Source organism: Kribbella jejuensis (assembly GCF_006715085.1).
GTDB lineage: Bacteria > Actinomycetota > Actinomycetes > Propionibacteriales > Kribbellaceae > Kribbella > Kribbella jejuensis.
In genome coordinates this window covers 980,102-1,004,054 of the sequence record NZ_VFMM01000001.1, presented here as the reverse complement: position 1 = coordinate 1,004,054, position 23,953 = coordinate 980,102, and the positions used below count along the sequence as shown (strand labels likewise).

The 23,953-nt window shown below is 68.2% G+C and carries 25 protein-coding genes; 12 read left to right on the top strand and 13 right to left on the bottom strand.

Annotation, left to right across the window (positions count from 1 at the left end; translation table 11 throughout):
• Positions 1–6 precede the first annotated feature (6 nt).
• Positions 7–849, top strand: a complete 843-nt coding sequence (locus FB475_RS04820) for a chitosanase (protein ID WP_141852912.1) — start codon at positions 7–9, stop codon at positions 847–849.
• Positions 850–987: 138 nt separating this feature from the next.
• Here the strand turns inward: FB475_RS04820 and FB475_RS04815 are convergent, their stop codons facing one another.
• Positions 988–1,458: a MarR family winged helix-turn-helix transcriptional regulator gene (locus tag FB475_RS04815; protein WP_141852911.1), complete on the bottom strand. Its 471-nt coding sequence runs from the start codon at positions 1,456–1,458 to the stop codon at positions 988–990.
• Between the two features lie 66 nt (positions 1,459–1,524).
• Between FB475_RS04815 and FB475_RS04810 the strand changes: the two genes are divergently transcribed.
• Positions 1,525–2,415: an alpha/beta hydrolase gene (locus tag FB475_RS04810; RefSeq protein ID WP_141852909.1), complete on the top strand. Its 891-nt coding sequence runs from the start codon at positions 1,525–1,527 to the stop codon at positions 2,413–2,415.
• A 9-nt stretch (positions 2,416–2,424) separates the two neighbouring features.
• A complete protein-coding gene (locus FB475_RS04805) occupies positions 2,425–5,250 on the top strand; it encodes a DEAD/DEAH box helicase (RefSeq protein ID WP_141852907.1) in 2,826 nt (941 codons plus the stop codon).
• Between the two features lie 689 nt (positions 5,251–5,939).
• On the opposite strand, the gene FB475_RS04800 is transcribed toward FB475_RS04805, so the two are convergent.
• Both FB475_RS04800 and FB475_RS04795 read right to left on the bottom strand, forming a co-directional pair.
• Complete coding sequence (locus FB475_RS04800; RefSeq protein ID WP_238331961.1) at positions 5,940–6,350, bottom strand: nitroreductase/quinone reductase family protein; 411 nt, start codon at positions 6,348–6,350, stop codon at positions 5,940–5,942.
• Between the two features lie 56 nt (positions 6,351–6,406).
• Positions 6,407–7,186, bottom strand: coding sequence for a glucose 1-dehydrogenase (locus FB475_RS04795; protein ID WP_141852903.1), 780 nt, complete (start codon positions 7,184–7,186; stop codon positions 6,407–6,409).
• A 143-nt stretch (positions 7,187–7,329) separates the two neighbouring features.
• Here FB475_RS04795 and FB475_RS04790 point away from each other — a divergent pair, with 143 nt between their 5' ends.
• Positions 7,330–7,974: a TetR/AcrR family transcriptional regulator gene (locus FB475_RS04790; RefSeq protein WP_141852901.1), complete on the top strand. Its 645-nt coding sequence runs from the start codon at positions 7,330–7,332 to the stop codon at positions 7,972–7,974.
• A gap of 91 nt (positions 7,975–8,065) precedes the next feature.
• On the top strand, positions 8,066–8,968 hold the full coding sequence (locus FB475_RS04785; protein WP_141852898.1) for an aminoglycoside phosphotransferase family protein: 903 nt from the start codon (positions 8,066–8,068) through the stop codon (positions 8,966–8,968).
• Positions 8,969–8,983: 15 nt separating this feature from the next.
• Here FB475_RS04785 and FB475_RS04780 read toward each other — a convergent pair whose 3' ends face one another.
• Complete coding sequence (locus FB475_RS04780; RefSeq protein WP_141852896.1) at positions 8,984–9,658, bottom strand: TetR/AcrR family transcriptional regulator; 675 nt, start codon at positions 9,656–9,658, stop codon at positions 8,984–8,986.
• A gap of 50 nt (positions 9,659–9,708) precedes the next feature.
• On the opposite strand from FB475_RS04780, the gene FB475_RS04775 reads away from it, so the two are divergent.
• From FB475_RS04775 to FB475_RS04765, 3 genes are all read left to right on the top strand, one after another.
• Entirely contained in the window at positions 9,709–10,227 is a 519-nt protein-coding gene (locus FB475_RS04775) for a CcdC protein domain-containing protein (protein ID WP_141852894.1), read from the top strand.
• Positions 10,228–10,289: 62 nt separating this feature from the next.
• On the top strand, positions 10,290–11,162 hold the full coding sequence (locus FB475_RS04770; RefSeq protein WP_185759074.1) for a CPBP family intramembrane glutamic endopeptidase: 873 nt from the start codon (positions 10,290–10,292) through the stop codon (positions 11,160–11,162).
• 52 nt (positions 11,163–11,214) lie between these two features.
• Positions 11,215–12,501, top strand: a complete 1,287-nt coding sequence (locus tag FB475_RS04765; protein ID WP_202878256.1) for a serine hydrolase domain-containing protein — start codon at positions 11,215–11,217, stop codon at positions 12,499–12,501.
• 13 nt (positions 12,502–12,514) lie between these two features.
• Here FB475_RS04765 and FB475_RS04760 read toward each other — a convergent pair whose 3' ends face one another.
• Positions 12,515–12,979 carry a MarR family winged helix-turn-helix transcriptional regulator gene (locus FB475_RS04760; RefSeq protein ID WP_185759072.1) on the bottom strand — a complete coding sequence of 155 codons (465 nt, stop codon included), beginning with the start codon at positions 12,977–12,979 and terminating at the stop codon, positions 12,515–12,517.
• Between the two features lie 62 nt (positions 12,980–13,041).
• Here FB475_RS04760 and FB475_RS04755 point away from each other — a divergent pair, with 62 nt between their 5' ends.
• Complete coding sequence (locus FB475_RS04755) at positions 13,042–13,407, top strand: cupin domain-containing protein (RefSeq protein WP_141852889.1); 366 nt, start codon at positions 13,042–13,044, stop codon at positions 13,405–13,407.
• On the opposite strand, the gene FB475_RS04750 is transcribed toward FB475_RS04755, so the two are convergent.
• Complete coding sequence (locus tag FB475_RS04750; protein WP_141852887.1) at positions 13,404–14,678, bottom strand: glycoside hydrolase domain-containing protein; 1,275 nt, start codon at positions 14,676–14,678, stop codon at positions 13,404–13,406. The genes FB475_RS04755 and FB475_RS04750 overlap by 4 nt on opposite strands.
• An 81-nt stretch (positions 14,679–14,759) precedes the next feature.
• On the opposite strand from FB475_RS04750, the gene FB475_RS04745 reads away from it, so the two are divergent.
• On the top strand, positions 14,760–15,233 hold the full coding sequence (locus FB475_RS04745; RefSeq protein WP_141852885.1) for a GyrI-like domain-containing protein: 474 nt from the start codon (positions 14,760–14,762) through the stop codon (positions 15,231–15,233).
• Complete coding sequence (locus FB475_RS04740) at positions 15,234–16,289, top strand: ArsR/SmtB family transcription factor (RefSeq protein WP_141852883.1); 1,056 nt, start codon at positions 15,234–15,236, stop codon at positions 16,287–16,289.
• Here the strand turns inward: FB475_RS04740 and FB475_RS04735 are convergent.
• The 7 genes from FB475_RS04735 to FB475_RS04705 all read right to left on the bottom strand — a co-directional run bounded on the left by FB475_RS04735 (position 16,254) and on the right by FB475_RS04705 (position 23,224).
• Positions 16,254–17,327, bottom strand: a complete 1,074-nt coding sequence (locus tag FB475_RS04735; protein ID WP_141852881.1) for an FAD-dependent oxidoreductase — start codon at positions 17,325–17,327, stop codon at positions 16,254–16,256. The genes FB475_RS04740 and FB475_RS04735 overlap by 36 nt on opposite strands.
• A gap of 41 nt (positions 17,328–17,368) precedes the next feature.
• Positions 17,369–17,971, bottom strand: a complete 603-nt coding sequence (locus tag FB475_RS04730; RefSeq protein WP_141852879.1) for a hypothetical protein — start codon at positions 17,969–17,971, stop codon at positions 17,369–17,371.
• Between the two features lie 72 nt (positions 17,972–18,043).
• Positions 18,044–18,739, bottom strand: a complete 696-nt coding sequence (locus tag FB475_RS04725; protein WP_141852877.1) for a hypothetical protein — start codon at positions 18,737–18,739, stop codon at positions 18,044–18,046.
• A gap of 79 nt (positions 18,740–18,818) precedes the next feature.
• Positions 18,819–20,345: a precorrin-3B C(17)-methyltransferase gene (cobJ, locus tag FB475_RS04720; RefSeq protein WP_141852875.1), complete on the bottom strand. Its 1,527-nt coding sequence runs from the start codon at positions 20,343–20,345 to the stop codon at positions 18,819–18,821.
• Positions 20,342–20,971, bottom strand: coding sequence for a precorrin-8X methylmutase (locus tag FB475_RS04715; RefSeq protein WP_141852873.1), 630 nt, complete (start codon positions 20,969–20,971; stop codon positions 20,342–20,344). The genes cobJ and FB475_RS04715 overlap by 4 nt, the downstream gene beginning before the upstream one ends.
• Positions 20,968–22,056, bottom strand: a complete 1,089-nt coding sequence (locus FB475_RS04710; RefSeq protein WP_238331960.1) for a nitrite/sulfite reductase — start codon at positions 22,054–22,056, stop codon at positions 20,968–20,970. Before FB475_RS04710 ends, FB475_RS04715 begins: the two co-directional genes overlap by 4 nt.
• A 10-nt stretch (positions 22,057–22,066) precedes the next feature.
• Positions 22,067–23,224 carry an MFS transporter gene (locus FB475_RS04705; protein ID WP_141852869.1) on the bottom strand — a complete coding sequence of 386 codons (1,158 nt, stop codon included), beginning with the start codon at positions 23,222–23,224 and terminating at the stop codon, positions 22,067–22,069.
• A gap of 178 nt (positions 23,225–23,402) precedes the next feature.
• Between FB475_RS04705 and FB475_RS04700 the strand changes: the two genes are divergently transcribed.
• The gene (locus tag FB475_RS04700) at positions 23,403–23,885 is read left to right on the top strand and encodes a MarR family winged helix-turn-helix transcriptional regulator (RefSeq protein WP_141852866.1); all 483 of its coding nucleotides are present in this window, start codon (positions 23,403–23,405) and stop codon (positions 23,883–23,885) included.
• Positions 23,886–23,953 lie beyond the last annotated feature (68 nt).

Here is a 23,953-nt window from a genome sequence, read left to right as displayed (position 1 = left end):
GACCTCATGGAGAACCGCCCAACCCGCCGCCTCACGCGCCGCTCCGCACTGCTGCTCGGCCTGTCCGCCGCGGCGGTGCCGGCCGGGCTCGCCGCCGCCCGCTTCGCGTCGCCCGCCGACGCCGCGGTCGGTGTGAAGGCGACCGGCCTGGACGATCCCGCGAAGAAGGAGATCGCGATGGAGATCGTCTGCAGCGCCGAGAACTCGTCGCTGGACTGGAAGGCGCAGTACAAGTACATCGAGGACATCGACGACGGCCGCGGCTACACCGCGGGCATCATCGGGTTCTGCTCCGGCACCGGCGACATGCTCGACCTGGTCCAGCTGTACACCGACCGCAAGTCAGGCAACGTGCTGGCGAAGTACCTGCCCGCGCTGCGGAAGGTGAACGGCAGCGACTCGCATCAGGGCCTCGACCCGAACTACACCAGGGACTGGAAGACCGCGGCCAAGGACTCGGTGTTCCAGCAGTGCCAGAACGACGAGCGCGACCGGGTCTACTTCAACCCGGCCGTCAAGCAGGGCAAGGCCGACGGGCTGCGGACGCTCGGGCAGTTCTGCTACTACGACGCGATCGTCATGCACGGCGACGGTGACGACCCGACCAGCTTCGGCGGGATCCGCAAGCGCGCGCTGAGCCACGCGAAGCCTCCGTCGCAGGGCGGCAACGAGACGACGTACCTGAACGCCTTCCTGGACGCCCGCGTCTGGGCGATGAAGCAGGAGGAGGCGCACAGCGACACCAGCCGGGTCGACACCGCGCAGCGGGTCTGGCTGAAGAAGGGCAACCTCGATCTGAACACTCCGCTGGACTGGAAGGTGTACGGCGACCCGTACCACATCGACTAGTCCCACCACGGACCGCAGCCGGGCTCCCATCGGACCACCAGGGAAGGGAGCCCGGCTGCGTCATGTCCGGGCGGATCTGAGCCACTGACCAACTCGCGCCGGCCGCCGTTCGGCGGTCGGGGCTGAGCGCGGACCCGGTCAGCCGGCTGTGGTTGATGAGTGGTGGCGGTCCGTGCGCGGATCGAGCTCGGCGCGTTGCCGGAGCATCGACAGGTTGGTGGCGAGCTTCTCGAGTGCCGGGGCCGGCAATACCGAGCCGAGCCACAGCTGCAGCTCGGCCTCGACCGTCGGGGTCGCGGCTTCGAGGACCTCGGCGCCGGCCGGGGTGAGTTCGACGAGGGAGGAGCGGCGGTCCGAAGGGTTCGCCGCACGGCGGATCCGCCCGGCCGCCTCGAGCCGGTCGACGGCCTTGCTGGTGGCGCCGACCGTGATCGCCATCTCCTGGGCGAGATCGAAGACCCGGGCCGTCCCGTGCGCGTCGATGAACCGGAGGAACTCGAACTGGCCGAGCGGCAGGTCGTGATCGGCCTTCAGCCGGCTGTCGAGAGCGTTGTACAACCGCGTTTCCAACCGGACCAGGTCCGTGAACAATACTGTGAGATCAGTCACGGAATTAGATTCCTCGGAATGTAGTTGAAGAGAACTATATTCCTCAGAATCTATCAGGAGGCAGCTATGAGCCGGGAACAACGTGCGCTGGCGCGCAGCTTCATCACCAAGGGCGACCCTCGGCGGACGCCGGAGGAGCAACGGGCCAGCTTCGCCGCGGGCTTCGCCGACCGCCCGCTGGGGGATGACGTCACGCTGACTCCGACGACCGTCGGCGGTGTTCCTGCCCTCGATATCAGCGTGGAGGGTTCGAACGGTGACGGGGTGATCCTCTATCTGCACGGCGGCGGATACATGATCGGGTCCGCACGCATCGGCGCGAATATTGCCGCTCCGATCGTGCGCCAGACCGGATTACGAGCCGTGTCCCTCGAATACCGATTGGCGCCGGAACACCCGTTCCCCGCCGCGCTCGACGACGCGTTGGCGGCGTACAAGGCCCTGCAGGACAACGGACGGGACGTCCTGATCGCCGGTGACTCCGCCGGTGGAGGGCTGGCGCTGGCCACCATGCTGGCCGCGCGCCGGGAGGGTCTACGGCTGCCGCCCGCGGCCGTCGTGTTCTCGCCGTGGACCGACATGACGCTGTCCGGTGCGAGCATGGACAACCGTGGCGACCTGGATCCGCTGTTCAGCCGGGAGCACTTCGTCGCCTACGTCGACGCCTACCTGGCCGGTCACGACCCGAAGGACGAGCTGGCCAGCCCGCTCCTCGCGGACCTGACCGGGCTGCCCCCACTGCTGATCCAGGTCGGCACCGCCGAGGTGCTGCTCGACGACTCGTTGCGGTTCGCAGCCCGAGCGGCGGAGCAGGAAGTGGACGTGAGCCTGGACGTGGTCGCGGGTGCTCCGCACGTGTACCAGTTCAACCTCGGCGTGATGGACGAGGCGGACGCCGCTCTGACCCGAGCCGCGCAGTGGCTGACCCAGCGTGGCTTTGGGGGTGCTGTCGCATAGATTGGAGCCATGAGCACCCCGTCCGAGAAATACGCCGTGTTCCGCTCGGACCAGGAGCATCCCGCTGTGAAGGAGTTCCGGGCGCTCTACGACTTCGAGCTGGACGAGTTCCAGTTGCGTGCGTGCGCCGCCCTCGAGGACGGGCATCAGGTGCTGGTCGCGGCGCCGACCGGCTCCGGGAAGACGCTGGTCGGCGAGTTCGCCGTGCACCTGGCGCTGGAGCGCGGGCAGAAGTGCTTCTACACCACCCCGATCAAGGCGCTGAGCAACCAGAAGTACGGCGACCTCGTCAGCCGGTACGGCGCCGACAAGGTCGGGCTGCTCACCGGCGACAACTCGATCAACTCCGAGGCCCCGATCGTGGTGATGACCACTGAGGTGCTGCGGAACATGCTGTACGCCGGTTCGAACACCCTGCTCGGCCTGTCGTACGTCGTGATGGACGAGGTGCACTACCTGGCCGACCGGGCCCGCGGTGCGGTCTGGGAAGAGGTGCTGATCCACCTGCCGGACTCGGTCTCGGTGGTCTCGCTGTCGGCGACCGTGAGTAACGCGGAAGAGTTCGGCGACTGGCTGGAGACCGTCCGCGGCAACACCGTCGTCGTCCTGGAGGAGAAGCGGCCGGTGCCGCTGTTCCAGCACGTGATGGTCGGGAAGCGGCTGCACGACCTGTTCGCCGGTGAGGCGCCGACCGCTCGGGTCGGCGCTCCTGTGTCGGGTCAGTCGGGCCGGTCCGGCAACCCGGCGAAGGCTTCGGCGGTGAAGGCCGACGTACGGGACCTGGTCAACCCGCAGCTCGTCCGGATCGCCCGCGACGACAGCCGGATCTTCCGCGACGACTCGCGCAAACCCCGGCGCCGGCGGGACCTGCCGAAGAACCGGCCGGCGAAGACGCACTTCACGCCGTACCGCTCCGATGTCGTCGAGGAGCTCGACGCGGGCGCGCTGCTGCCGGCGATCTTCTTCATCTTCTCCCGCAAGGGCTGCGAGGACGCGGTCGTGCAGTGCCTGCGGTCCGGGCTGCGACTGACGAAACCGTCGGAGCGCGACGAGATCAAGCGGGTGGTCGCCGAGCGTACGGCCGACCTCCCGGACGAGGACCTCGGCGTGCTCGGGTACCACGACTTCGCCGAGGCGCTGTCCCGCGGCATCGCGGCGCACCACGCGGGCATGCTCGCCGCGTTCAAGGAGGTTGTCGAGGAGCTGTTCGCGCGCGGGCTGATCAAGGTCGTGTTCGCCACCGAGACGCTTGCCCTGGGCATCAACATGCCGGCGCGTACCGTCGTACTCGAGAAGCTGTCCAAGTGGAACGGCGAGGCGCACGTCGACATCACGCCGGGGGAGTACACCCAGCTCACCGGGCGGGCCGGGCGGCGCGGCATCGACGTCGAGGGGCACGCGGTCGTGCTGTGGCAGCCCGGGTTCGACCCGCGCGCCGTGGCCGGGCTCGCGTCGACGCGTACGTATCCGCTGCGGTCGTCGTTCTCCCCGTCGTACAACATGGCCGTCAACCTGGTCCGCCAGGTCGGGCGGACGCGGGCGAGGGACATGCTCGAGCTGTCGTTCGCGCAGTTCCAGTCCGACCAGGCCGTCGTCGGGCTGGCGCGGCAGGTGCAGCGCAACACCGAGGCGCTCGAGGGGTACAAGGAGTCGATCGAGTGCCACCTCGGTGACTTCCTGGAGTACGCCGCGCTGCGCCGGCGGATCGGGGAGCGCGAGGCGTCCGGGTCGAAGCGCCGCAAACTCGACCGGCGGGTCGAGGCGCAGGAGTCGATCGAGAAGCTTCGGGTCGGTGACATCATCCGGATCCCGGCCGGGCGGAGCGCCGGCTGGGCGCTGGTGCTGGACCCGGGGATGCGATCGGAGCGGGAAGGGCCGCGGCCGACCGTGCTGACGCTGGACCGGCAGGTGCGGAAGCTGTCGATGGTCGACTTCCCGACACCCGTGGAGGCGATCGGGTCGTTGCGGATCCCGCGCAAGTTCAACCCGCGCAACCCGCAGCAGCGCCGCGAGCTCGCCCAGGTACTGCGCAACCGCACCGACCTGCTCGGCGAGGACGGTCCGCCGTCGTCGCGCCATCGGGACGTCGTTGCGCACGCCGACGATCCGGAGTTGCAGGAGATGCGCGCGGCGCTGCGTGCCCATCCGTGCCATGGGTGCTCGGACCGCGAGGACCACGCTCGCTGGGCGGAACGGTACTTCCGGCTCGACCGCGAGAACCGCGAAGTGCAGCGGAAGATCGAGCAGCGGACGAACACCATTGCGCGGCAGTTCGACCGGGTGTGTCAGGTGCTGGATGCGCTGCACTACTTGGACGGCGACAAGACGACCGAGGCGGGGGATCGGCTCGCGCGGATCTACACCGAACTCGACCTCGTCGCGGCTGAGTGCCTACGGCAAGGAGTTTTCGACGACCTGACGGTGCCGGAGTTGGCGGCCTGTTTGGCGGCGCTCGTCTACGAGTCGCGCTCGAAGGACGAGCCGACGTCGCCGCGGTTGCCGCGGGGCGACGTACGGGTCGCACTGGAACGGATGGGCTCGATCTGGCGCGATCTGTCCGCACTGGAACGCGACATGCGCGTCGACTTCCTGCGTTCGATGGACCTCAACTTCTGCTGGCCGGCGTTCCGCTGGGCGTCCGGCGCTTCGTTGGCCGAGGTCCTGTACGAGTCCGACCTGGCCGCGGGTGACTTCGTCCGCTGGGTCAAACAACTCATAGACCTCACCGAACAAATAGCCGACGCCGCCGGCCCCACCCCCCTACGCACCACCGCCCGCTCAGTAGTAGACCAAATCCGCCGAGGCGTAATCTCCTACGCCACCGTCGTCGACTAACCCACAAGAACCCGCCCAAAGGACAGCGCTTTCGCGCTGGCTGTCCTTTAGGCCGCCTCCGGCGGCGTGCTACCGCCATCGGCCGCGGCGTATCCGCCCGAGAGACGGGTGCTGCGTGGAAGGTCACCGCTTCGCGGCGGCTGTCTTGTTGGCCGCCTTCGGCGGCGTGCTGCCGCCACCGGACGCGGCGTATCCGCCCGAAATACAGGTGCTTTGCGGGAAGGTCACCGCTTTGCGGCAGCTGTCTTCTTGCCGCCCCCGGCGGCGTGCTGCCGCCGCCCGGCCCACCGCATCCGCCTGAGGCACGCGTCCCGCCCGGAAAGGTCACCGCCCCGCGGTAGCTGTTTGCTGGCCGCCGGTAGCGGCGTGCTGCCGCTGCCGGGTGCGGTGTATCCACTTGAGTGGCGGGTGCTGTGTGGGACGGTCACCGCTTCGCGGCGGCTGTTTTGTTGGCCGCCTTCGGCGGCGCACTGCCGTCGCTCAGCCCATCGCATCGACCGGAGATTTGGGTTCCGCCCGGAAAGGTCACCGCTTGGCGGCGCCTGTTCTTCTGGCAGCCTCCGGCGGCGTCCTACCGCCGCATGCCGCGCGTCCGTGAGGGGGACGGGTATTCCGTCGGAAGCTCAGCGCTGGTCGCGTCCGCCGGCCGGCTGGTGAGGTCGCCTTTTCGTGGGGCGCTGGGTCCGCGATCACGGCCGGAAGCTGATGCGCATCAGCCGGCTGGCGGCCCAGTCTTCGAGGCGGGTGGGGCGGATGGTGCCGGGATCGTGGGGCTGATTGAGATCTGCGACGATCTCCGCCAGCACGGCCTGACGTTCAGTCGGGTCGGTGACAGGCGTGGCCCGTGCGGGCAGGTCGGCGCGGAGCCCGTTCTTGAGGTGGAAGGTGAAGTTGGGATTGGCGAGAAGGTTCGCATGCCAGTCGGTCGCGGCACCGCCGGCGCCGCTACACAGGTAGGTGGCGCCTGCAGCGCGGTAGAAGAAGATTTCGATCCGGCGTGGCCGGCCGGTGCGTCGTCCCAGCGTCGTGATGTCGATGATCCGTTCGCTGGTGCCTGCGGCGGGGGTGATCTCGATGGCTCGTCGGACGTGGTCGGGCAAGTGGGACAAAGACGTATCCCGTTGGGAGTCGTTCGACCCGGGCGTGACTTGAGCGCTCATGCGGTCTCGGGCTGTAGGACGGGGCCGAGGAGGAGCCCACCGTCGATGACGTACTCCGACCCGGTGATGAACGACGCCTCCGACGAGGTAAGGAACAGGAGAAGCCGGGTGACGTCGATCGGCTCCCCAAGCCGGGGGATGGCGAATGGCTCGGGTGAGTAGAAGTCGCCGATTGCTGCGGTGGTGCCGGCTGCTGGTTCGTGGATGAAGGAGGTCGAGATCACGCCGGGATGGATGGTGTTCACCCGGATGTGGTCGCGGCCGAGCTCAAGTGCTGCCGTTCGGGTGAGACCTCGCACGGCCCACTTGCTGGCGACGTACGGCGCGTAGTGCGCCGTGCCACCCAGGCCCATGGTCGATGCGATGTTGACGATGGCTCCCCCTGCCGCGCGGCGCAGAGCGGGAGCGGCGACCTTGATGCCGAGGAAGGTCCCGGTGAGGTTGATGTCGAGGATGCGCGACCAGGTGGCCTGGTCCGTCTTTTCGATCGGCGCGGGTGGATTCTGTACGCCCGCGTTGTTGACGAGCACGTTGAGGGCGCCGAAGACCCTCTCGGCGACCAGCACAGCGGCGGACCACGAGTTCTCGTCGGTGACGTCGAGGCGGGTGAAGTGAGCACGGGGCCCGAGTTCGTCGGCCAGAGCAGCGCCGCGTTGCGCGTCGATGTCGCCGATCACCACGTTCGCTCCCTCTGCGTGAAACGCGCGTACGTGGCTCGAGCCCTGACCGCCGGTACCACCGGTCACGAGCACGGTCTGGTTGTCGAAGCGGTTCATCGGATCCTTCGGTACGTGGGTGACTGACCGGGATCATCGGGCGATGACCGGCCGGCTGATGGCGAGTCGAGTGACTCACCACTGCCTCGACAGTAGGACGGCGACCGTGGTGAGTCAAGCCACTCACCTCGTATATTCGGTCCATGAGCAGTGTCATACCGACGTACCACCAACGCGTCGCCCAGGAAAAGCGCGCGCTGATCGTGACAGCCGCGACCGCGCTCTTCCTCGAGTTGGGCTACGACCGGACGTCGCTGGCGCGGATCGCAGAGCGCTCGGGTGTCTCGCGCGCCACCTTGTTCAAGCAATTTCCGAGCAAGGCCGCCCTGTTCGACGCCATCGTCACCGAGTCCTGGTCGACCGCCGACGAAGAGGCTCCGCCGCCCGCAGGCAACCTCGTTGCCGGGCTCGGCGCCATCGGTCGCCGCTACGCCGAGCTGTTGAGCCGGCCCCAGATGACCGACCTGTTCCGGATCGTCATCGCCGAACTGCCGCGGTTCCCCGAGTTGGCCCATGCGCAGTTCTCGCACGGGAAGCTGCCCTACTTCGAGTCGGTGCGCAGCTACCTCCTGGCTGAGCACGAGGCGGGAACGGTGCGAGTCGAGGACGTGGACCTCGCAGCGACCCAGTTCCTCGGCATGATCTCCAACTACGTTTTCTGGCCGACACTCCTGGTGCCGGGCTGGGAGGTGAGCGCCGAGCGCGTCGCTCAGGTAGTTGACGAGGCGGTCCGCACGATCGCCGCCCGGTACGCCGCGACTGCGCCAGGGGCGTACGCCAAGAAGTGAGTCCCGCCAGCAACAGACACCTAGGGCGATCTACCGGCTGGCTCCGGCTAAATCACCTGCTGTGGCGGGAGTTTGGTGTGAGACTGCGGGGGTGATCGAGGTGCCGGAGGCTGTGCGGAGTAAGGCTTGGGCTGCTGGTGCCGAGGGGTGGCTTGAGGGGTTGCCGGCCGTTGTGGCGGGGCTTGAGGCTGCGTGGGGGATCACGGTCGGGCGGGCGTACGCGGGTGGGTCGGAGGCGTTTGTCGCTGATGCGATCCGGGCGGATGGGACGCCGGCGGTTCTGAAGGTGGTGATTCCAGGTGGGGGGAAGGACGCCGGGAACGAGGCGGCGGTGCTTCGGATTGTTGAGGGAGACGGGTGCCCGGAGCTCTATCGGTATGACGCCGAGCAGGGGGCGCTGCTCATGGAGCGGTTGGGGCGGCCGATGTTTGAGTTGGGGCTGCCGCTGGGACGTCGGCTCGAGATTCTTTGCGATACTGCGGCGCTGATCTGGCGGCCGGCGGCGGATTCTGGGTTGCCTACCGGAGCCGAGAAGGCGCGGTGGCTCGCCGAGTTCATCACGAGGTTGTGGGAGGAACTCGATCATCCCTGTTCAGAGAAGGTGGTCGAGCACGCTCTCGTCTCAGCGCGCCGGCGCGAGCTTGCGCATCGCGACGAGAAGGCCGTACTGGTCCACGGCGACGTACACCAGCTGAACGCGTTGCAGAGCGACGACGGCTTCAAGTTGGTCGATCCGGACGGTCTGCTCGCGGAAGCGGAGTACGACCTGGGAGTCCTGATGCGTGGGGACCCGGTCGAGCTGCTCGCTGGTGATCCGCTCGAGCGGGCCCGTCGGTTGGCCGCGCGAACGGGTCTCGACCCCGTGGCCACCTGGGAATGGGGCGTGATCGAGCGGGTGTCGACCGGCCTGCTCTGCACCCAGATCAACTTCCAGCCGCTCGGCAGAGACACCCTCCGCACGGCGGAGGCCGTCGCCGGTTTGGCGATGTCGTAGGCGTTGTGGATCGGGTCAGTTGCCGGGGTTGAGTGTCAGGCCGGTGGCCAGGGCGGTCAGTCCCAGCTCGAACTGGGACTCGCCGGCGACTTCCGGAAGCTCGTCGAGGATGCCGGCGACCAACGGCAGGTGCCCGGGTGGGAGGCCGGCCACTTCACGCCGCCAGCTCGCTGCGTACGCCGCGCGTGATTGGCGGCGGGTCCGCGGCATCTCCCAGGCGACGAAGCCGGTGGCGTAGGTCAGGATGGCGTAGATCGCGTGGACGCCGCGGGCGGGCGGCATCCCGGCCTCGGCCAGCCGACCGAGTACGGCTTCGAGGCCGTGCAGGATGCCGGGGCCGATCACTGCCCGGGACAGGAAGATCATCGGCAGGCTCGGGTGGTCGATCAGGTTCAGCCGCAGGGCCCGCCCCCAGGCGACAAGGATCGGCGCGGTGCCGGCTGGGAGCGGACGGGGAAGCCGGAGATCGCGCAGGCCTCGTTGGGCAATGGCATCGAGCAGGTCCTCCTTGCTGTCCACATAGCCGTAGATGGTCATCACCCCGCAGTCGAGACGGCGGGCCAGCGTCGGCATGGTGAGGGCTTCGAGGCCCTCGGCGTCGGCCAGTTCGAGCGCAGTGTCGACTACCTGTTGCCGGGTCAGCGAGCCGCGTGGCCGACGTTTCCGCCCGGCCTTGACAGGGTGCTCCATGGAGGTACCGTACTAGTTACGGTAAGACTTACGCTCCGAACGGAGTGCAGATGTCCGGGGACCAGCTTGTCGGCCTTGTGGCCAACGTCGTCATCTATGCGGGCGTGATCGCCTTCGTCCTCTACCGGCAGATGAGCGCGCAGCCTGTCAGGGGTCTCAGGCTGGTGGTGCTGCCGGCGGTTCTGGGCTTGCTCGGCCTCGAACAGTTGGTCCGCCAACCCCTCGTCCCGGGCGCGGGTATGTCCGTCCTCGGCGTCGGGCTGGTCATCGGTCTGGCTGTCGGCGTGTGGCGGGGAACGACCTTCCGGGTCTGGGCCGAAGCCGGCCGGGTGCTGGCCAAGGGGACTGCGATGACGCTGGTGACCTGGGCGGTGCTCATCGTGGTCCGCCTGCCGTTCGCCTTCCTCGGTTTCACGGCCCACCGTCCTCGGGGCTTCGTCATCGGCGAGCTGCTGCTGGTCCTGGGGGCGACATTCGGCGCGCAGAACGCGATGATCTGGGTCCGGGCCAACCGGGTCGACGTCGGCGGACTGTGGTCGACGGCCCGGCCAGGGGATGTCAGGCGATGAGCTCCCGAGCTCAGCACGACAGGGTGCCGGAAGCGCAGGTATCTGCATCACCCAGAGATGAGGTGGGCCGGGGCCCGGGCTGGCAGGCGGCCTTCGCCGTCGCGTGCCTTGCTGCCGGGTTCCTGCCGGTCGCCGTCGGATACGTTCCCGAGGGCGCCGCTCGGCTGGCCGGGAGTTTCGCCGTACCAGCTGTCTACCTTGCGCTCGCGTTGGCGACAAGGCGCAGCGCAGCCATGCGCCGGTACTGGGAGATCCCCCTGGCATTCTTCGGCCTCGCCCTTTTCGTACTGGCCGACCGTTACGTGCCCGGATTCCTCACCGCCGATGTCCTGCACAGCCCTCCGATCACCGGCAACCCATTGGCCTCGACGGCTCGGGGTACAGTGGTCGTCGCGCTCGACGAGTTGGTACTCACGGTTCTCGCCGTCGTGGCGGTGCTCTTGATCTCGAGGAGCTCGCCGGCGTCGATCTCCGTTCGCAGAGGACGATTCGGACGGGCGTATGTGATCGCGATCGTCGGGTTGGTCGCCTTTTACGTACTGACGTTCAGGGCTCTGTCCCGCTCGCGCTTCCTGCCTGTGCATGGCGCCGTCGGCCTCGGCCGCTATCTCGGCCTGACACCAGCGCTCCTGGTCGCGGTGCTTGCCAACGGCTTCCTCGAGGAGCTGATGTTCCGTGGGCTACTGATGTCCAGGCTCAACGTCGCTTTCGGGCCCTACCTGGCGACTTTCATCCAGGCAGGCATCTTCGCGTCATGGCACATCGGCGTCACCTACGCGGCCTCTGCGTTGGTCCTGGCCGTCCTGTTCGCCTTCCCGCTCGGACTGATCGGCGGCTACCTCACACGCAGCTCCGGGAGCATCATTCCCTCGTCCCTCTTCCATGCGGGCGCGGACATACCGATCTACTTGGCGTTCCTCTCCTACACCTCCTAGGCATCACTCGAGTAGACCTCTTGGATGAAAGACTCTGCGACGTTTGCCCCCTGTGTCGAAGGAGAAGACGTTCGTGGAGTTGTCGCGCCGGAGTCTCGGGAAGTTGGCTGTTGCTACTGGTGCTACCGCTGCGGTGGGGACCGGGGCCGGTTATCTGATCGGGCGGCCTGCTGATGCTGCTGCTACCTGGAAGACGACCGGGACCGCGGTGGCGGCGTTGGCCGGGTTCGACAATCAGATGAAGGCGTTCATGCAGGCCCGCGGGATCACCGGCGGGCAGCTCGCGGTCACGTACAAAGGCCGGCTGGTGCTTGCCCGCGGCTACAGTACGTCGACCGCGCTGACCGTGCAGCCGACGTCGTTGTTCCGGATCGCGAGCTTGTCGAAGTCGATCACCGCCGCCGCGATCGTGAAGCTCGTGCAGGACGGGAAGGTGAGCCTGTCGACGCCGGTCGCGAACATCATCGAGATCAAGCCGGCCGCCGGGCTGACCCGGGACCCGCGCTGGTCGAAGATCACGTTGTGGAAGGTGTTGCAGCACCTGGGCGGCTGGGATCGGGACGTGTCCGGTGACCCCGAGTGGAAGGACGCCACGATCTCCCGGACGCTCGGCGTACCGATGGAGCTGCACACGTCGGACGTGATCAAGTACGTCGCCGGGCAGAAGCTCGACTTCGACCCGGGGACGAAGTACGCGTACTCGAACTTCGGCTACACGCTGGCCGGCCGCGTGATCGAGAAGGTCAGCGGGCTCAGCTACGAGAACTACGTCAAGCAGAAGTTGCTCGCGCCGCTGAAGATCAACCGGATGGCACTCGGGTACTCGATCGCGAAGCACAGCGGCGAGACGTCGTACGAGTCGCAGTACTCCGGGCCGACGGTCCTCGACATGAGCGGGACGAAGGTGCCCGCGCCGTACGGCACGTTCAGCATGCGGATCCAGGACGCGAACGGCGGCTGGATCGCCAGCGCGCCGGATCTGGTGCGCTGGGCGAAGATGTTCGACGCGCCGTCGAGCGTCCTGAACAGTACGTCGCTGAGCCGCGTCTGGGCGAAGCCGTCGATCGGCGTGAACTCCGACGGCTGGTACTACGGTCTCGGCTGGCAGATCCGCCCGGTCACCGGTGGCACCGGCCGGAACACGTGGCACACCGGCAGCATGCCCGGCACGTACACGCTGATGGTCCGCACGTACAACGGGATGAGCTGGGCCGCTCTGTTCAACCGCCGCGACGACGCGAGCGGCAAGTCGTACGGCGATATCGACGCGGCCCTGTGGACGGCCGCGAACGGCGTCAGGTCCTGGCCGACCAACGACCTGTTCCCGCAGTACTTCTAGAACAGCAGTACTTCTAGAACATCAGCGCGCGGAAGTGCGGCGTGCTGACCTGGGCCTCGCCGGCCATCTCGGTCAGTACGTCGCGGAAGGTGTCGACCGCTGCGTCGCCGAGGCGCTTGCGCAGGCGGCGTTCGTAGGTCTGGTGGAACCGGCGGGCGGCCGCGAGGGCAGCTTCGCCGCGAGCGGTCAGGTGCAGGAGACGGGCGCGGGCGTCGGACGGATCGGGGAGCCGTTCGAGGTACCCGCGCCGTTCCATGTCGTCGGCGATCTGGCCGGCGCCCTGCTTGGTGATCACCAGCCGGTCGGCGAGCCGGCTGATCGTGGTCGGGCCGTCGTGCAGCGTGCGGAGGACGAAGCCGTCCGACCGCCCTTGGTCGTCGAAGCCCTGACTGGTCACGTACTCGCGGAGTTCGCGGACGAACTCCTGGTCCGCGAGGATCAGCAGGATGCCGATATCGGTCTTGCCCGAGCGCGTCATACCGGTCATGATAGTCAAGCTGACTTGGTCAAGTCAGCTTGTCTAAATGAGGAGGGGGACCAATGCAGGTCATCAGAGCGGACGAGGCGCCGCGGTTCCACTTGCCGGGGGTCGAGTTCACCGGGTACGCCGCGCCGGCCCGCGGTTCGGCCGGGCTGTGCACCTGGCGGCTCACCGTCGACGTCGGCCACGGCGGCGACGCACCGCACACGCTGGACCGCGACGAGGTGTTCATGGTGCTCAAGGGCAGCGTGCAGATCAGCGAGGAGAAGCTCGGCCCGGGCGACGCTCTCGTCGTACCGGCCGGTGAGCCGATCTCGTTGACCAATCTCGGCGAGGAGAAGGCAGAGCTGATCGTCGCGGTCACCGCGGGCTTCACCGGCTACATGGCGGACGGCACGGCGGTTCAGCCGCCGTGGGCGAGCTAGCAGCGGCGGATCGGTGCCGTGTACGACGTGTTGCTCCCTGTGGCAACGTAGTAGTCAGTCACCCAGCTCCTGTCGGTCAGACGGTCCCAGACCGCTGTGGTACCGACCTTGGAACCGGGAGCCTGGCAGGTCACCCAGGCAAGTGAACCGATCGGCAGTGTGCTCGGGTACGTCGCGTACGCCGTACCCGGGCCGTACCGCCGGGAGAGCCCGTTGATCGTGGTCTGGAACGGGAAGCTGCAGCCCGGCAGCGGTGCGCTGTAGCCGGTCTTGTTCGGCGTACGGACGTAGTAGTCGGTGACGTACGTACCGTCGATGAGCTTGTCCCACACCGTCGTCGTACCGATCTTCGGCCCGAACGTCTGGCACACAAGGCGGACCGCTGCGCCGGCCGCGATGGTAGAGCGGACCGGGTACGCCGTGGACGGCCCGCTGTACGAGTGGATCGTCGTACGGACGGTGTACCGGTACGCAACGCTGGCGACCGGTGCGTCGAAGCGGTCGTTGTCGATGTTGAGCGTCACGCCGCCGTACGTCTCGGTGTGGTCGCCCCGGTACTGCTTGCCCCGCTGACCGACGGCCCAGAACGTGTTCGGTACGGGCGGCCAACCGGTCAGGGCGCTGTTGCCGTCCCAGCGGGCGATCCACAGGGCGTCCGGCCGGGCGTAGGAGCTCGAGTTGTAGGCCGCTGCGAGGTCGGGGGCGCCCGAGGCCTGGTTGACATACACCCCGGAGACGTAGCGCTGCGCGTGCAGCTCTTTCGTCCACGCGGACAGGTAGTGCAGGACCGCAGACCGGCACACGGTGTTGGTGCGGTCGTAGTTCTCCATGTCGTTGTAGAGCGCGCTGCCGGGCAGCAGGCCCAGTGCCTTGGCCTTCGCGACCGCGTCGTCGGCGTCCCGGACCGCGTCGCGGTTGGAGGAGGCCGTGGACATCTTGTACTTGCGGGTGCCACAGGGCGCTTGGAGACCAAGGTAGACGGGCACGAGCCGCCAGCCCATGGCGGTGACCGACGTGACCCAGGCCGGTGTCAGCTGCGACTGCGCACACGTTCGGTTGACGCCACCGAAGTAGATCGCGATGGCCTTGTACGGCGAGGCCTTCCACGCGGTCATCTGCGCGAGCGTCGGCGCGGTGCAGGTGTCGAAGGCCGGTCCGGTGAACCGGGTGGCCGTCGTACCGGCGTTGTAGGTGATCGGCGTCGTCGGCTCGCCGTACGCCGGTAGGCCGATCAGTAAGAGTGCGAGAACCGCGGCGAGAAACTTGACCATGACAACCCCCTGCACTCAGTACACCGCTGCTCCTGGCTGCTCCGGTAGGTTGTGGACAACATCGAGTTTCGGAGGATCGTCATGCCGGAGATCGTGGAGTTGGGGGAGCGGCCGTACGTCGCGTTGCGGGGCACGGTCGCGATGGACGGGATCGCGGCGTTCGCGGACCGGATGCGGGAGGTGGTCGACTGGCTCGCGGCCAAGGAGATCGCGCCGAACGACGCACCGTTCTTCAAGTACGACGTGGTCGACATGGAGGCGGGGCTGACGCTCGAGATCGGGTTCCCGGTCGACGACCTGCACTCCGGCGAGGGCGAGATCGTCACCGGGGTGATCCCGGCCGGCCGGTACGCGACCAGCACGTATCACGGACACCCCGACGGTCTGGTGCAGGCGACCGGCGATCTGCTCGCCTGGGGCGAGGAGCAGGGCGTGGAGTGGGACGCCACCGGCGACCACTGGACCGCCCGCCTCGAGGTCTACCGCTCCGACCCCCGCGAGGTCCCCGACATGAACGACTGGGTCACCGACCTCCAGTTCAAACTGAAGGACTGAGTGCCGACTGTTCTCGCGGGCGTGAGCCTGCTCGACGCCGAGCGGATTCGTCACGTCGCCTCACCGCTGATCGAGCTCGGCTGCGCGCTCCATGTCCTGGCCGAGCCGCGGCACCATGACCGTGCTGAATGGGCAGCCAGGGTGCCGCTGTCGGATGGGCTTCGGGCGGAGCTCGCGCAGTGGACCTGGACTGTGCGCGCGGTCCGGGCACGCTTCTTCGCGACCTCACCCGCGATCGGGATGCCGTCATGGGACGACGAGCTCGCAGCGCTCAAGAAGCGTCCGCCGGAGGAGGTGGCCGCCGAACTGGTCCGTCCCCTGCGCGGCCGTCCGTTGAGCAGCCGCGCCACCGACAACGCCGCCGTACTCCACTGGGCGCGCAGTCGTGGCCGGTCGACCGCAGTACTGGTGGAGGCGCTCCTGACGGACCCTGCTGAGCCGGTACGGCGCTTCACCGACCTGCTGGACGCCTGCTGGCGGGAGTGGTTCCGCCACGTCTGGGACGAGTCACGCGACGCCCTGGCCGCCCGTGGTCGGCACGACCGCGACCTGGCGATACGTGACGGCGTAGGCGTCATGCTGCGTTCGCTGGACGCCGCCATCGACGTACGGGACGCCGACAGTGTCGTCGTGCAGAAGGTGCAGAGCAAGCGGATCGATATCAGCACGCGCTCGCTGTTGCTTGCCCCCAGCAACTACATTGCCCCGCACTTGTTCGTCGGCGAGATCCCGGGCGAACCGATCACGATCCTGTACCCGGCAGTCGGCCGCGCGGCCGACGTACCGACCGCCCAGCAGATCCGCGCCCGGCTGGACGCGCTGGCATCGCCCGACCGCCTGCAGGTCTGCCGAGCCGTAGCCAGCGAGCCCCGCACGGCAGGAGAGATCGCGGCGCTCTGGGGCCTGCATCCCACCCAGGTCACCCGTCATCTCCGTGCACTCACCAGAGCCGGCCTGGTGACAGCCGAACGCGAGGGCCGCTTCGTCGCCTACCACCTCAACAACGACGCCCTGACGACGCTAGGCGCTGACCTGCTCACCCTGATCATGCGTTGACCGCAGGACATCGCGGAGGGCTCGGGCAGCGGTAAAGCCTGCGCGGTTGGCGCCGATCGTGCTGGCGGACGGGCCGTAGCCGACCAGGTGGATGCGTGGGTCGAGGACGGTCGCTGTGCCGTTCATTCGGATGCCTCCGGAGCGCTCGCGAAGGTGTAGCGGGGCCAGGTGGGCGAGGTCTGCGCGGAAGCCGGTGGCCCAAAGGATCGTGTCCACGTGCTGCTGGCTGCCGTCAGGCCATTCCACACCGTCCGGGGTGATGCGGGAGAACATGGGCAGGCGACTGTAGACACCACGGGCCCACGCAGCCTGTTCCTGCTCGCGCAGATGCAGTCCGGTCACGCTGACGACGCTGCGCGGTGGCAGACCGGCACGGACACGCTCTTCGACGCGTGCCACGACCTGACGCCCGTACTCCGGCGTGAAGTCCTCACCGGTGCGCCATTCGGGAGGGCGTCGGGTAACCCACGTAGTGGTCGCCACTTCGGAGATCTCCGCCAGCAGTTGCACCGCGGACGCTCCGCCGCCGACGACAAGCACGTGCTGTCCGGCCAGCTCAGCCGCGCCACGGTAGTCCGCAGTGTGCAGTTGACGACCCTTGAACGTCTCAATGCCCGGGTACCACGGAATGAACGGCCGGTCCCACGTTCCCGTCGCGTTGACGAGAGCCGCCGCAGAGTACTTGCCGGCTGACGTCTCGAGCGCGAACCCGCCGTCGATCTCCCGCACACTCTCGACCGCCACGGGTCGTACGACGGGGAGCTCGAACCGCTTCTCGTAGTCAGCGAAGTACGACGGAACGAACTGGTTCGCCCGCTCCGCGCCGACACTGGACGGCACCGGTACACCGGGCAGGTTGGCGATCCCGTGCACGTCGTGCATCGTCAGCGAGTCCCACCGGTGCTGCCAGGCACCGCCCGGCTCGGCGTTGCGGTCCAGCACGACCACCTCGTCGAACGGCGTGAAGCCGAGACGGACGAGGTGGTACGCGGCGGACAGCCCCGCCTGGCCCGCACCGATCACCGCTACTTCGAGCACATGGTGATCAACGCGAAGCCAGGCTCAGCTCTTCCCAGGTGCTAGTCGATCCGTCGCTGCCCTGACAGACCGCCGGCGACCGCGGCGATCAGCGTGATGACCACAGCGGCAGCGACCGCGACCAGACCGCCGGTCGTCAGCGTGTTGTCCGCGATCGGCAGCGAGGGCAGGTCGACCCGGTTCAGTACGTCGTACTCCGAACCGGCCAGCGCCGCGAGCCCCGCGACGATCGCGGTCACGACGATGCCGAGCAGCCAGACGCCGAAACCGTGCAGCCCGCCGTGCGCCCGCGCGAGCCGCGCGGCGACGGAGCCGCCGGAGTAGTAGGCGATCGCCAGTACCAGCAGCAGGACCACGACCGAGACGATCCCGACGGTGCCGGCCGTACTGGCACTGCCCTTGGCTGCGTTCCAGTTGATGGTGAGCGCGTAGTCGACCGCTGTCGCGATCGCTCCGATGATCCCGGTCAGCAGGGCGATCATGCCGATCGCGACCAGCCAGCCGTAGAACGTGGCCCCGCTCGTGGAGCGGCGGTGCGACGGCACGACCTCGTCCCGGGTGGACGTCGCCGGGCTCTCGTCGGCGTACATCTCGGACGGTCCGAGCCGCTCGACGCGGGTGTCTTCTTCGTGTTGCTGAGTCATGTCAGCTTCTCCTCACCGGACAAGCCCCGTGTACTCGAACAAGTACCCGGCGGGGAAACCGACGGAACCAGCTCAGAGCAATTCGTCGATGCGGTCGTGGTAACGCTTTCCGGCCTTGCCGCCGACGAGCGCGGCCAGCAGCGTCAGGAGCAGCAGGGTGGCGGCCGCGACGCCGCCGCCGAGGAGCAGCGTGTTGTGGGACAGTGCCAGGCTCGGCCAGTTCACGTCGTCGACCAGGCTGTACTGGCTGTCCAGGAACCATCCGAGACCCGCTGCGACCACTCCGACGAGCAGGGCGATCACCCAGACCCCGAAGCCTTGCCGTCCGCCGTCGAAGCGCGCCAGGCGGCCGGCGACGTAGCCGCCGCTGTAGAACGCCAGCATGAGCATGAAGATGCTGACACCGGCCGCGGTGATCAAGGCCGCACCGGGCTGCGCCTTCGCGTCACTGGTCGTGTAGTCGAGCACCTGCGCGGTGCCGAACGAGGCTGCGGACACGGCAGCCATCAGGAGTACGGACATGGAGATCGCGATCAGGTAGCCGAAGAAGGCGGCGCCGAACTTGAACCCGCGGTAGGACAGCAGGTCCAGGTCGAGGTCTGCGTTCTCAGGGGCCTCCGGTGGAGTCCGCAGTGGCTGCTCCGGGGCCACGGTGATCGTGTCCATCGCCCGGCTGGCCGCTGCGCGCGCCTCCTCGTACCGCTGGGTGCTGGTGTCACCGGCGGGCGTGGTGATCGTGGCGGTGTCGCCCGGGTACTGCTGGCTCATGTCCGCTGACTCCTCACAGATCGGCTTCCGGGGCGTCTCTACCCGTCCGTGCTGTGCCTGACACAAGCGGAGTACGGATTTAACTGACTCCTGGTGTGCCTTCACTGAGCGTCTCGGGGTAGCGACGCGGAGTGAAGACGAGCGCACCCGCGGGGCGGGTCACGGTACGGGTCTGCGACGAGCCGATCAGCAACAGGCAACGCATGTCAATCGTTTGAGCGGCGAGTTCGGCGAGGGTTGTCACGGTGATCGACTCCTCCGGGCCGCCCACGTCGCGGCCGACGACGACCGGTGTGTCGGGGGAGCGGTGTTCGAGAAGCAGGTCGCGAGTGGCTTCCACCTGCCAGGTGCGGGACTTCGAGGCGGGGTTGTAGATCGCGATCGCCAGGTCTGCCTGCGCGGCGGCCGTCAGCCGCTGCGCGATGATCTCCCACGGCTTCAGGCGATCCGACAGCGACAGCACGCAGTAGTCGTGTCCCAGCGGTGCTCCGACGCGGCTGGCGACGGCCTGAGCTGCCGTCATGCCAGGCAGCACGTGTACGGCGATGTCGGCGTACTCCGGCTCTGCGGCGACCTCTGTGACCGCACTGGCCATGGCGAACACGCCTGGGTCGCCGGAGGACACCACGACGACCTTGGAGCCCTTGCGGGCCAGGTCCAGCGCGAAGGCGGCCCGCTCGGACTCCACGCGGTTGTCCGAACCGTGTTTCCGCTGACGGGCGCGGTCCGGGAGGCGGTCCACGTACGTCGTGTAGCCGATGACGTCGTCGGCGCCTGCGATCGCGGCCCGTACCTCAGGCGTCATCCACTCGGGGCCGGCCGGGCCGAGGCCCACTACGGTCACCGAGCCCTCGTGTGCCGTCTTCGTGGTTGGCGGAGTGAAGGTGTTGTTGAGGGGGCTCGGGAGCAGGGCGAGGGAGAAGTACGGAACCTCGTCCGGGTCGACGTCGTTGAGCGGGAGCGTTCGCTGGGCGTCCGTGGTCGCGCGTTCGACGTACCAGGCCTCGTCGGCGCGGCCTGCGAGTTCGAAGGCCTCACGAACTCCTCCGAAGGTGCGCCCGAGCTTCATGACGGCTGCCGCGTCGGTGGAGCGGAGGCGGTCGGCGAGGACGTCCGGTGGGAGCGTGCCTGGTAGGACGGTGAGGATCTCGTCGCGTTCGCAGAGCGGGCGGCCGAGTACGGCGGCCGCCGCGCTGACCGAGGTCACGCCTGGGACGACCTCGCACGGGTAGCGGTCCGTGAGGCGCTTGTGCATGTGCATGTACGAGCCGTAGAAGAGCGGGTCGCCTTCCGCGAGGACGACGACGTCACGACCGGCGTCGAGGTGCGCGGCCAGCCGGGCGGCGCAGTCGGCGTAGAAGTCGTCCATCGCGCCCTGGTAGCCGCGCGGGTGGTCGGTGGTCTCGGTGGTCAACGGGTAGACGAGGTGCTCCTCGAGCTGACCCTCGGTCAGGTACGGCGCGGCGACCGACCGCGCGATACTCCGCCCGTGCCGCGCACTGTGAAAGGCGATCACGTCCGCGGCGCCGATCAACCGCGCCGCCTTCACCGTCACGAGCTCGGGATCACCGGGGCCCAGACCGACGCCCCACAGCCGACCGGTCACTCTTCCTCACTCGCAATCGCGTTGACGGCGGCGGCGGTGATCGCACTTCCGCCGCGCCGGCCCTTCACCACCAGGTATTCCAGGCCGAGGTCGTTCCCGGCCAGCGCCTGCTTGGATTCGGCGGCGCCGATGAATCCGACCGGGATGCCGAGCACCGCGGCCGGCCGCGGTGCGCCCGCGGCGACGACCTCGAGCAGCCGGAACAGTGTCGTCGGAGCGTTGCCGATGGCAACAACCGCGCCGTCGAGGCGGTCCGTCCACAGGTCGACAGCCGCTGCGCTGCGGGTGGTCCGCAGTTGCTGCGCGAGTTCGACGGTCCGTGGGTCCTGCAGCGTGCAGATCACCTCGTTGTCGGCCGGCAGGCGACGGCGGGTGATACCGGCCGCGACCATCTGGGCGTCGCACAACACGGGCGCGCCGGCCTGAAGCGCGGCGCGAGCAGCCTTCACCACGCCAGGCGACCACTCGAGATCCGCGACCAGGTCGGTCATCCCGGACGCATGAATCATCCGTACCGCAACCTGCGCGACGTCACTCGGCAGTCCACCGAGCTCCGCCTCGGCCCGAATCGTCGCGAACGACCGCCGGTAGATCTCCGCGCCGTCCCGCTCGTACTCGTAACTCACACCCGTTCCCCATCCACCAGATACCCGTCCGCCACCGACACCACATCCACGAACAATCCCCCCGGCTTTCCACAGCGCCGCTCACACGCAGACCAATGCACCCGCCTGCCGTCTCTCTCCATCTCCGGCATCAGACGGGTCGCGTCTGCTCTGACGTCGGCCAGGGCCTTCGCGCAGCCAGGGCGGCCGGCGCAGGCGGTTACGCCTTCCCACAGCGAGTTCGGTGTGGTGATCAGCCCGACGTCTTGCAGGCCGCGTGCAGTTGCCGGCACCACGACTGAGCGCCATGGGGTGATGCGGATCTCGGGAGCGACCTGTGTCAGCGCCGCCGCCTGCTCTTGGGTGAGGCTGCCCAGGGGCACGGTGACTACGAGAGCCGAGCCGTGGACGCCAGCGGTGGCAGACACCGTTGTTGGAGCCGCCGTCTCGCTTGGCTGCAGGCCCAGTTGTCGGAAGATCTGCTCTGCGCCGCCAGCGAGCTCGGCGATCCGCCACTCCTGGTCGCGGAGCGCGAGGAAGGACTGGGCTGCATCGAGCATGAGGTCTGGAACGCTGGGCCAGTCGACCTGCGTGGCATAAGCACCGATGCACAGCAGGGCGGAGTGCTCGTCCAGCGCACGTACATGCACGTCGGCGTGGAGGTCGGTCAGATCGCCGCGCCCGTCGTCCAGTGCGAACAGGAACCGGCCCGGCAGCTCAGCCAGCGCGGGGCGTGCGCACAGCGCCTGGTCCAGGGCAGCAGCCAGCGGGAGTACGTCGTACCGCGACTCCTCGTCCAGTCCGGACAGCGGGGATGCCAGGATGTTGCGTACGCGCTCGTGAGCGATCGACGGCAACAACCCAGCCGTGAACAACCGGTCCGACAACTCCCGCGGTCCGTCGGCGGCCAGCCCACGCAGCTGGACGTTGGCGCGGGACGTGAGCTCCAGGCGCCCGTCACCCAGCTCTGCGGCAGCCAGCCGCAGTACGTCGAGCTGTGCCGGCGTCAGCCGTCCGCCAGGCAGCCGTACACGGGCCAGACCGCCGTCAGCGGCCTGGTGTACGGACAGCACACCAGGGCATCGGTCGACTTCGGTCCTCGCCACAGGCGTGATGCTACGTGCCCGAATCCTGCTGTGTTCTGGACCACAGCAGGACGCCCACCGTCAGCACCGCGCAGCACCCACCGGCCACCATCACCACCGACACCGACCAGGCGTCCACCACCAGCCCGCCGACCAGTGCTCCAGCCGACAAGACGGCCTGGAAAGAGGAGGTGAACCACACAGTCGCGGCCTCCCGAGACTCAGGCACAGCCGCGGCGAACATGCTCATCGAACACACCGGTACGCCGCCGTACCCCAGCCCCCACACCACCAGCAAGAGCAACGCCCCTGCGGTACTGCGGCCTGCCACCGGCATCAGCAACGTCGCCGCGGCGATCAACCCCGCACAGACCGCGAAGGTCGTCCGCCCGGCGTACAGCCCGGCGACGATGTTGCCCACCAGACCCGCAGCGCCGTACACCAGGAGGAACAACCCGATGAGCTCCGGCCGCACCACCTCTCGCAGGAACGGCGTCACGTACGTGTAGGTCGCGAAATGCGCCGTCACGATCAGACACGTGACGACGACGGCCATTCGGCTGCTGCGGAGCGCCTTCCCGAGTACCGCGGCACGCGTCACCTGCAGTGGCGGAAGCGGCGGCACCGTAGTACGCAGCGCGACCAGGGCCAGTACCGACAGCACCCCGAGTGCAGCGAACGACGTACGCCAGCCCACCAGCTCACCGACGAAGGTCCCAGCCGGTACGCCGAGCACCGAGCCCAGAGGGACCGCCGAGAAGATGACGGCCGTGGCCCGGGTCGTCCAGGGCTCCGGCACCAGCCGCCCGGCCAAACCCGCGCCGATCGACCAGAAGCCGCCGATCGTCAGACCGACCAGGAACCGCGCGACGAGCTCGAGCCAGAAGAACGGCGCGGCCGCGGCGAGGAAGCCGGCGACGGCCAGCAGGACCATCAGTGCGCACAGCATCAATCGCCGGTCCAGCCGGGCCGTAGCGAGCGTGACGACCGGAGCCGCGACCGCGGCGATGAGCCCTGGCATCGTCATCAGCCACCCGGTACGCCCCGGCGTGAGTGCGAAGTCCGCGCCGATCGGAGTGAGCAGGCCGATGGGGAGGATCTCCGTGGTGACGATCGCGAAGATCCCGAGCGTCACCGCGCCGACGCCGTACCACCGCACGGCCGGCCGGGTTGCGAGCTGCGTAGTCATACCTCCCAGGCAACCCGCGCCGCAGCCCCTCAGCTCGCGATTTCACGACACCGCAGTCCACACCAACCAAGCCGTCGCATTCCCGCGCCCGTTCGGGCTGGCAAGCTGCGGCGCTCGCCGGGAATAATCTGGCTTGGGATTATCTGGGGGTAGATAGTTTCGGGCTACTCTCGACGGTATGGCGCAACTTCCGGAACGTACCGTCCCTGATCTCACGGGCTATCTGACGCATGCCGGCCACGTGCTGGAGACGCAGTTGTCCGCTGCGCTGGCCGAGATCGGCCTGACGCTGCGCATGCAGTGCGTTCTGCGGCACGCGCTCGAGGCAGAGCGCACCCAGATCCAGATTGCCGAGCTGGCCTACATGGACAAGACCACGATGGTCGTGACGGTCGACGCGCTGGAGAAGGCCGGGTACGCCGAACGCAAGCCGTCGGCCACCGATCGCCGCGCCCGCATCATCGCCGTCACCGAGTCCGGCGCCCGGATCGCCGCCGAAGGTCAGCGCATCGTCGACCGTGTCCACGCCGAGGCCCTGGCCGCCCTCGCCGCCTCGCAGCGCGAGCCGTTCGTCGCTGCGATCACCACGCTCGTGGACGGCCCGCTCGCCACCCCGGTGACTGCCCAGCCGGTCCGGCGCTCCCGCCAACGCGTCGGATAAATCCTCCGATAGAAGATCGTCTATTACAGGACTATCTGTTAAGGTCTCTCTCATCCGGTCTGGAGATG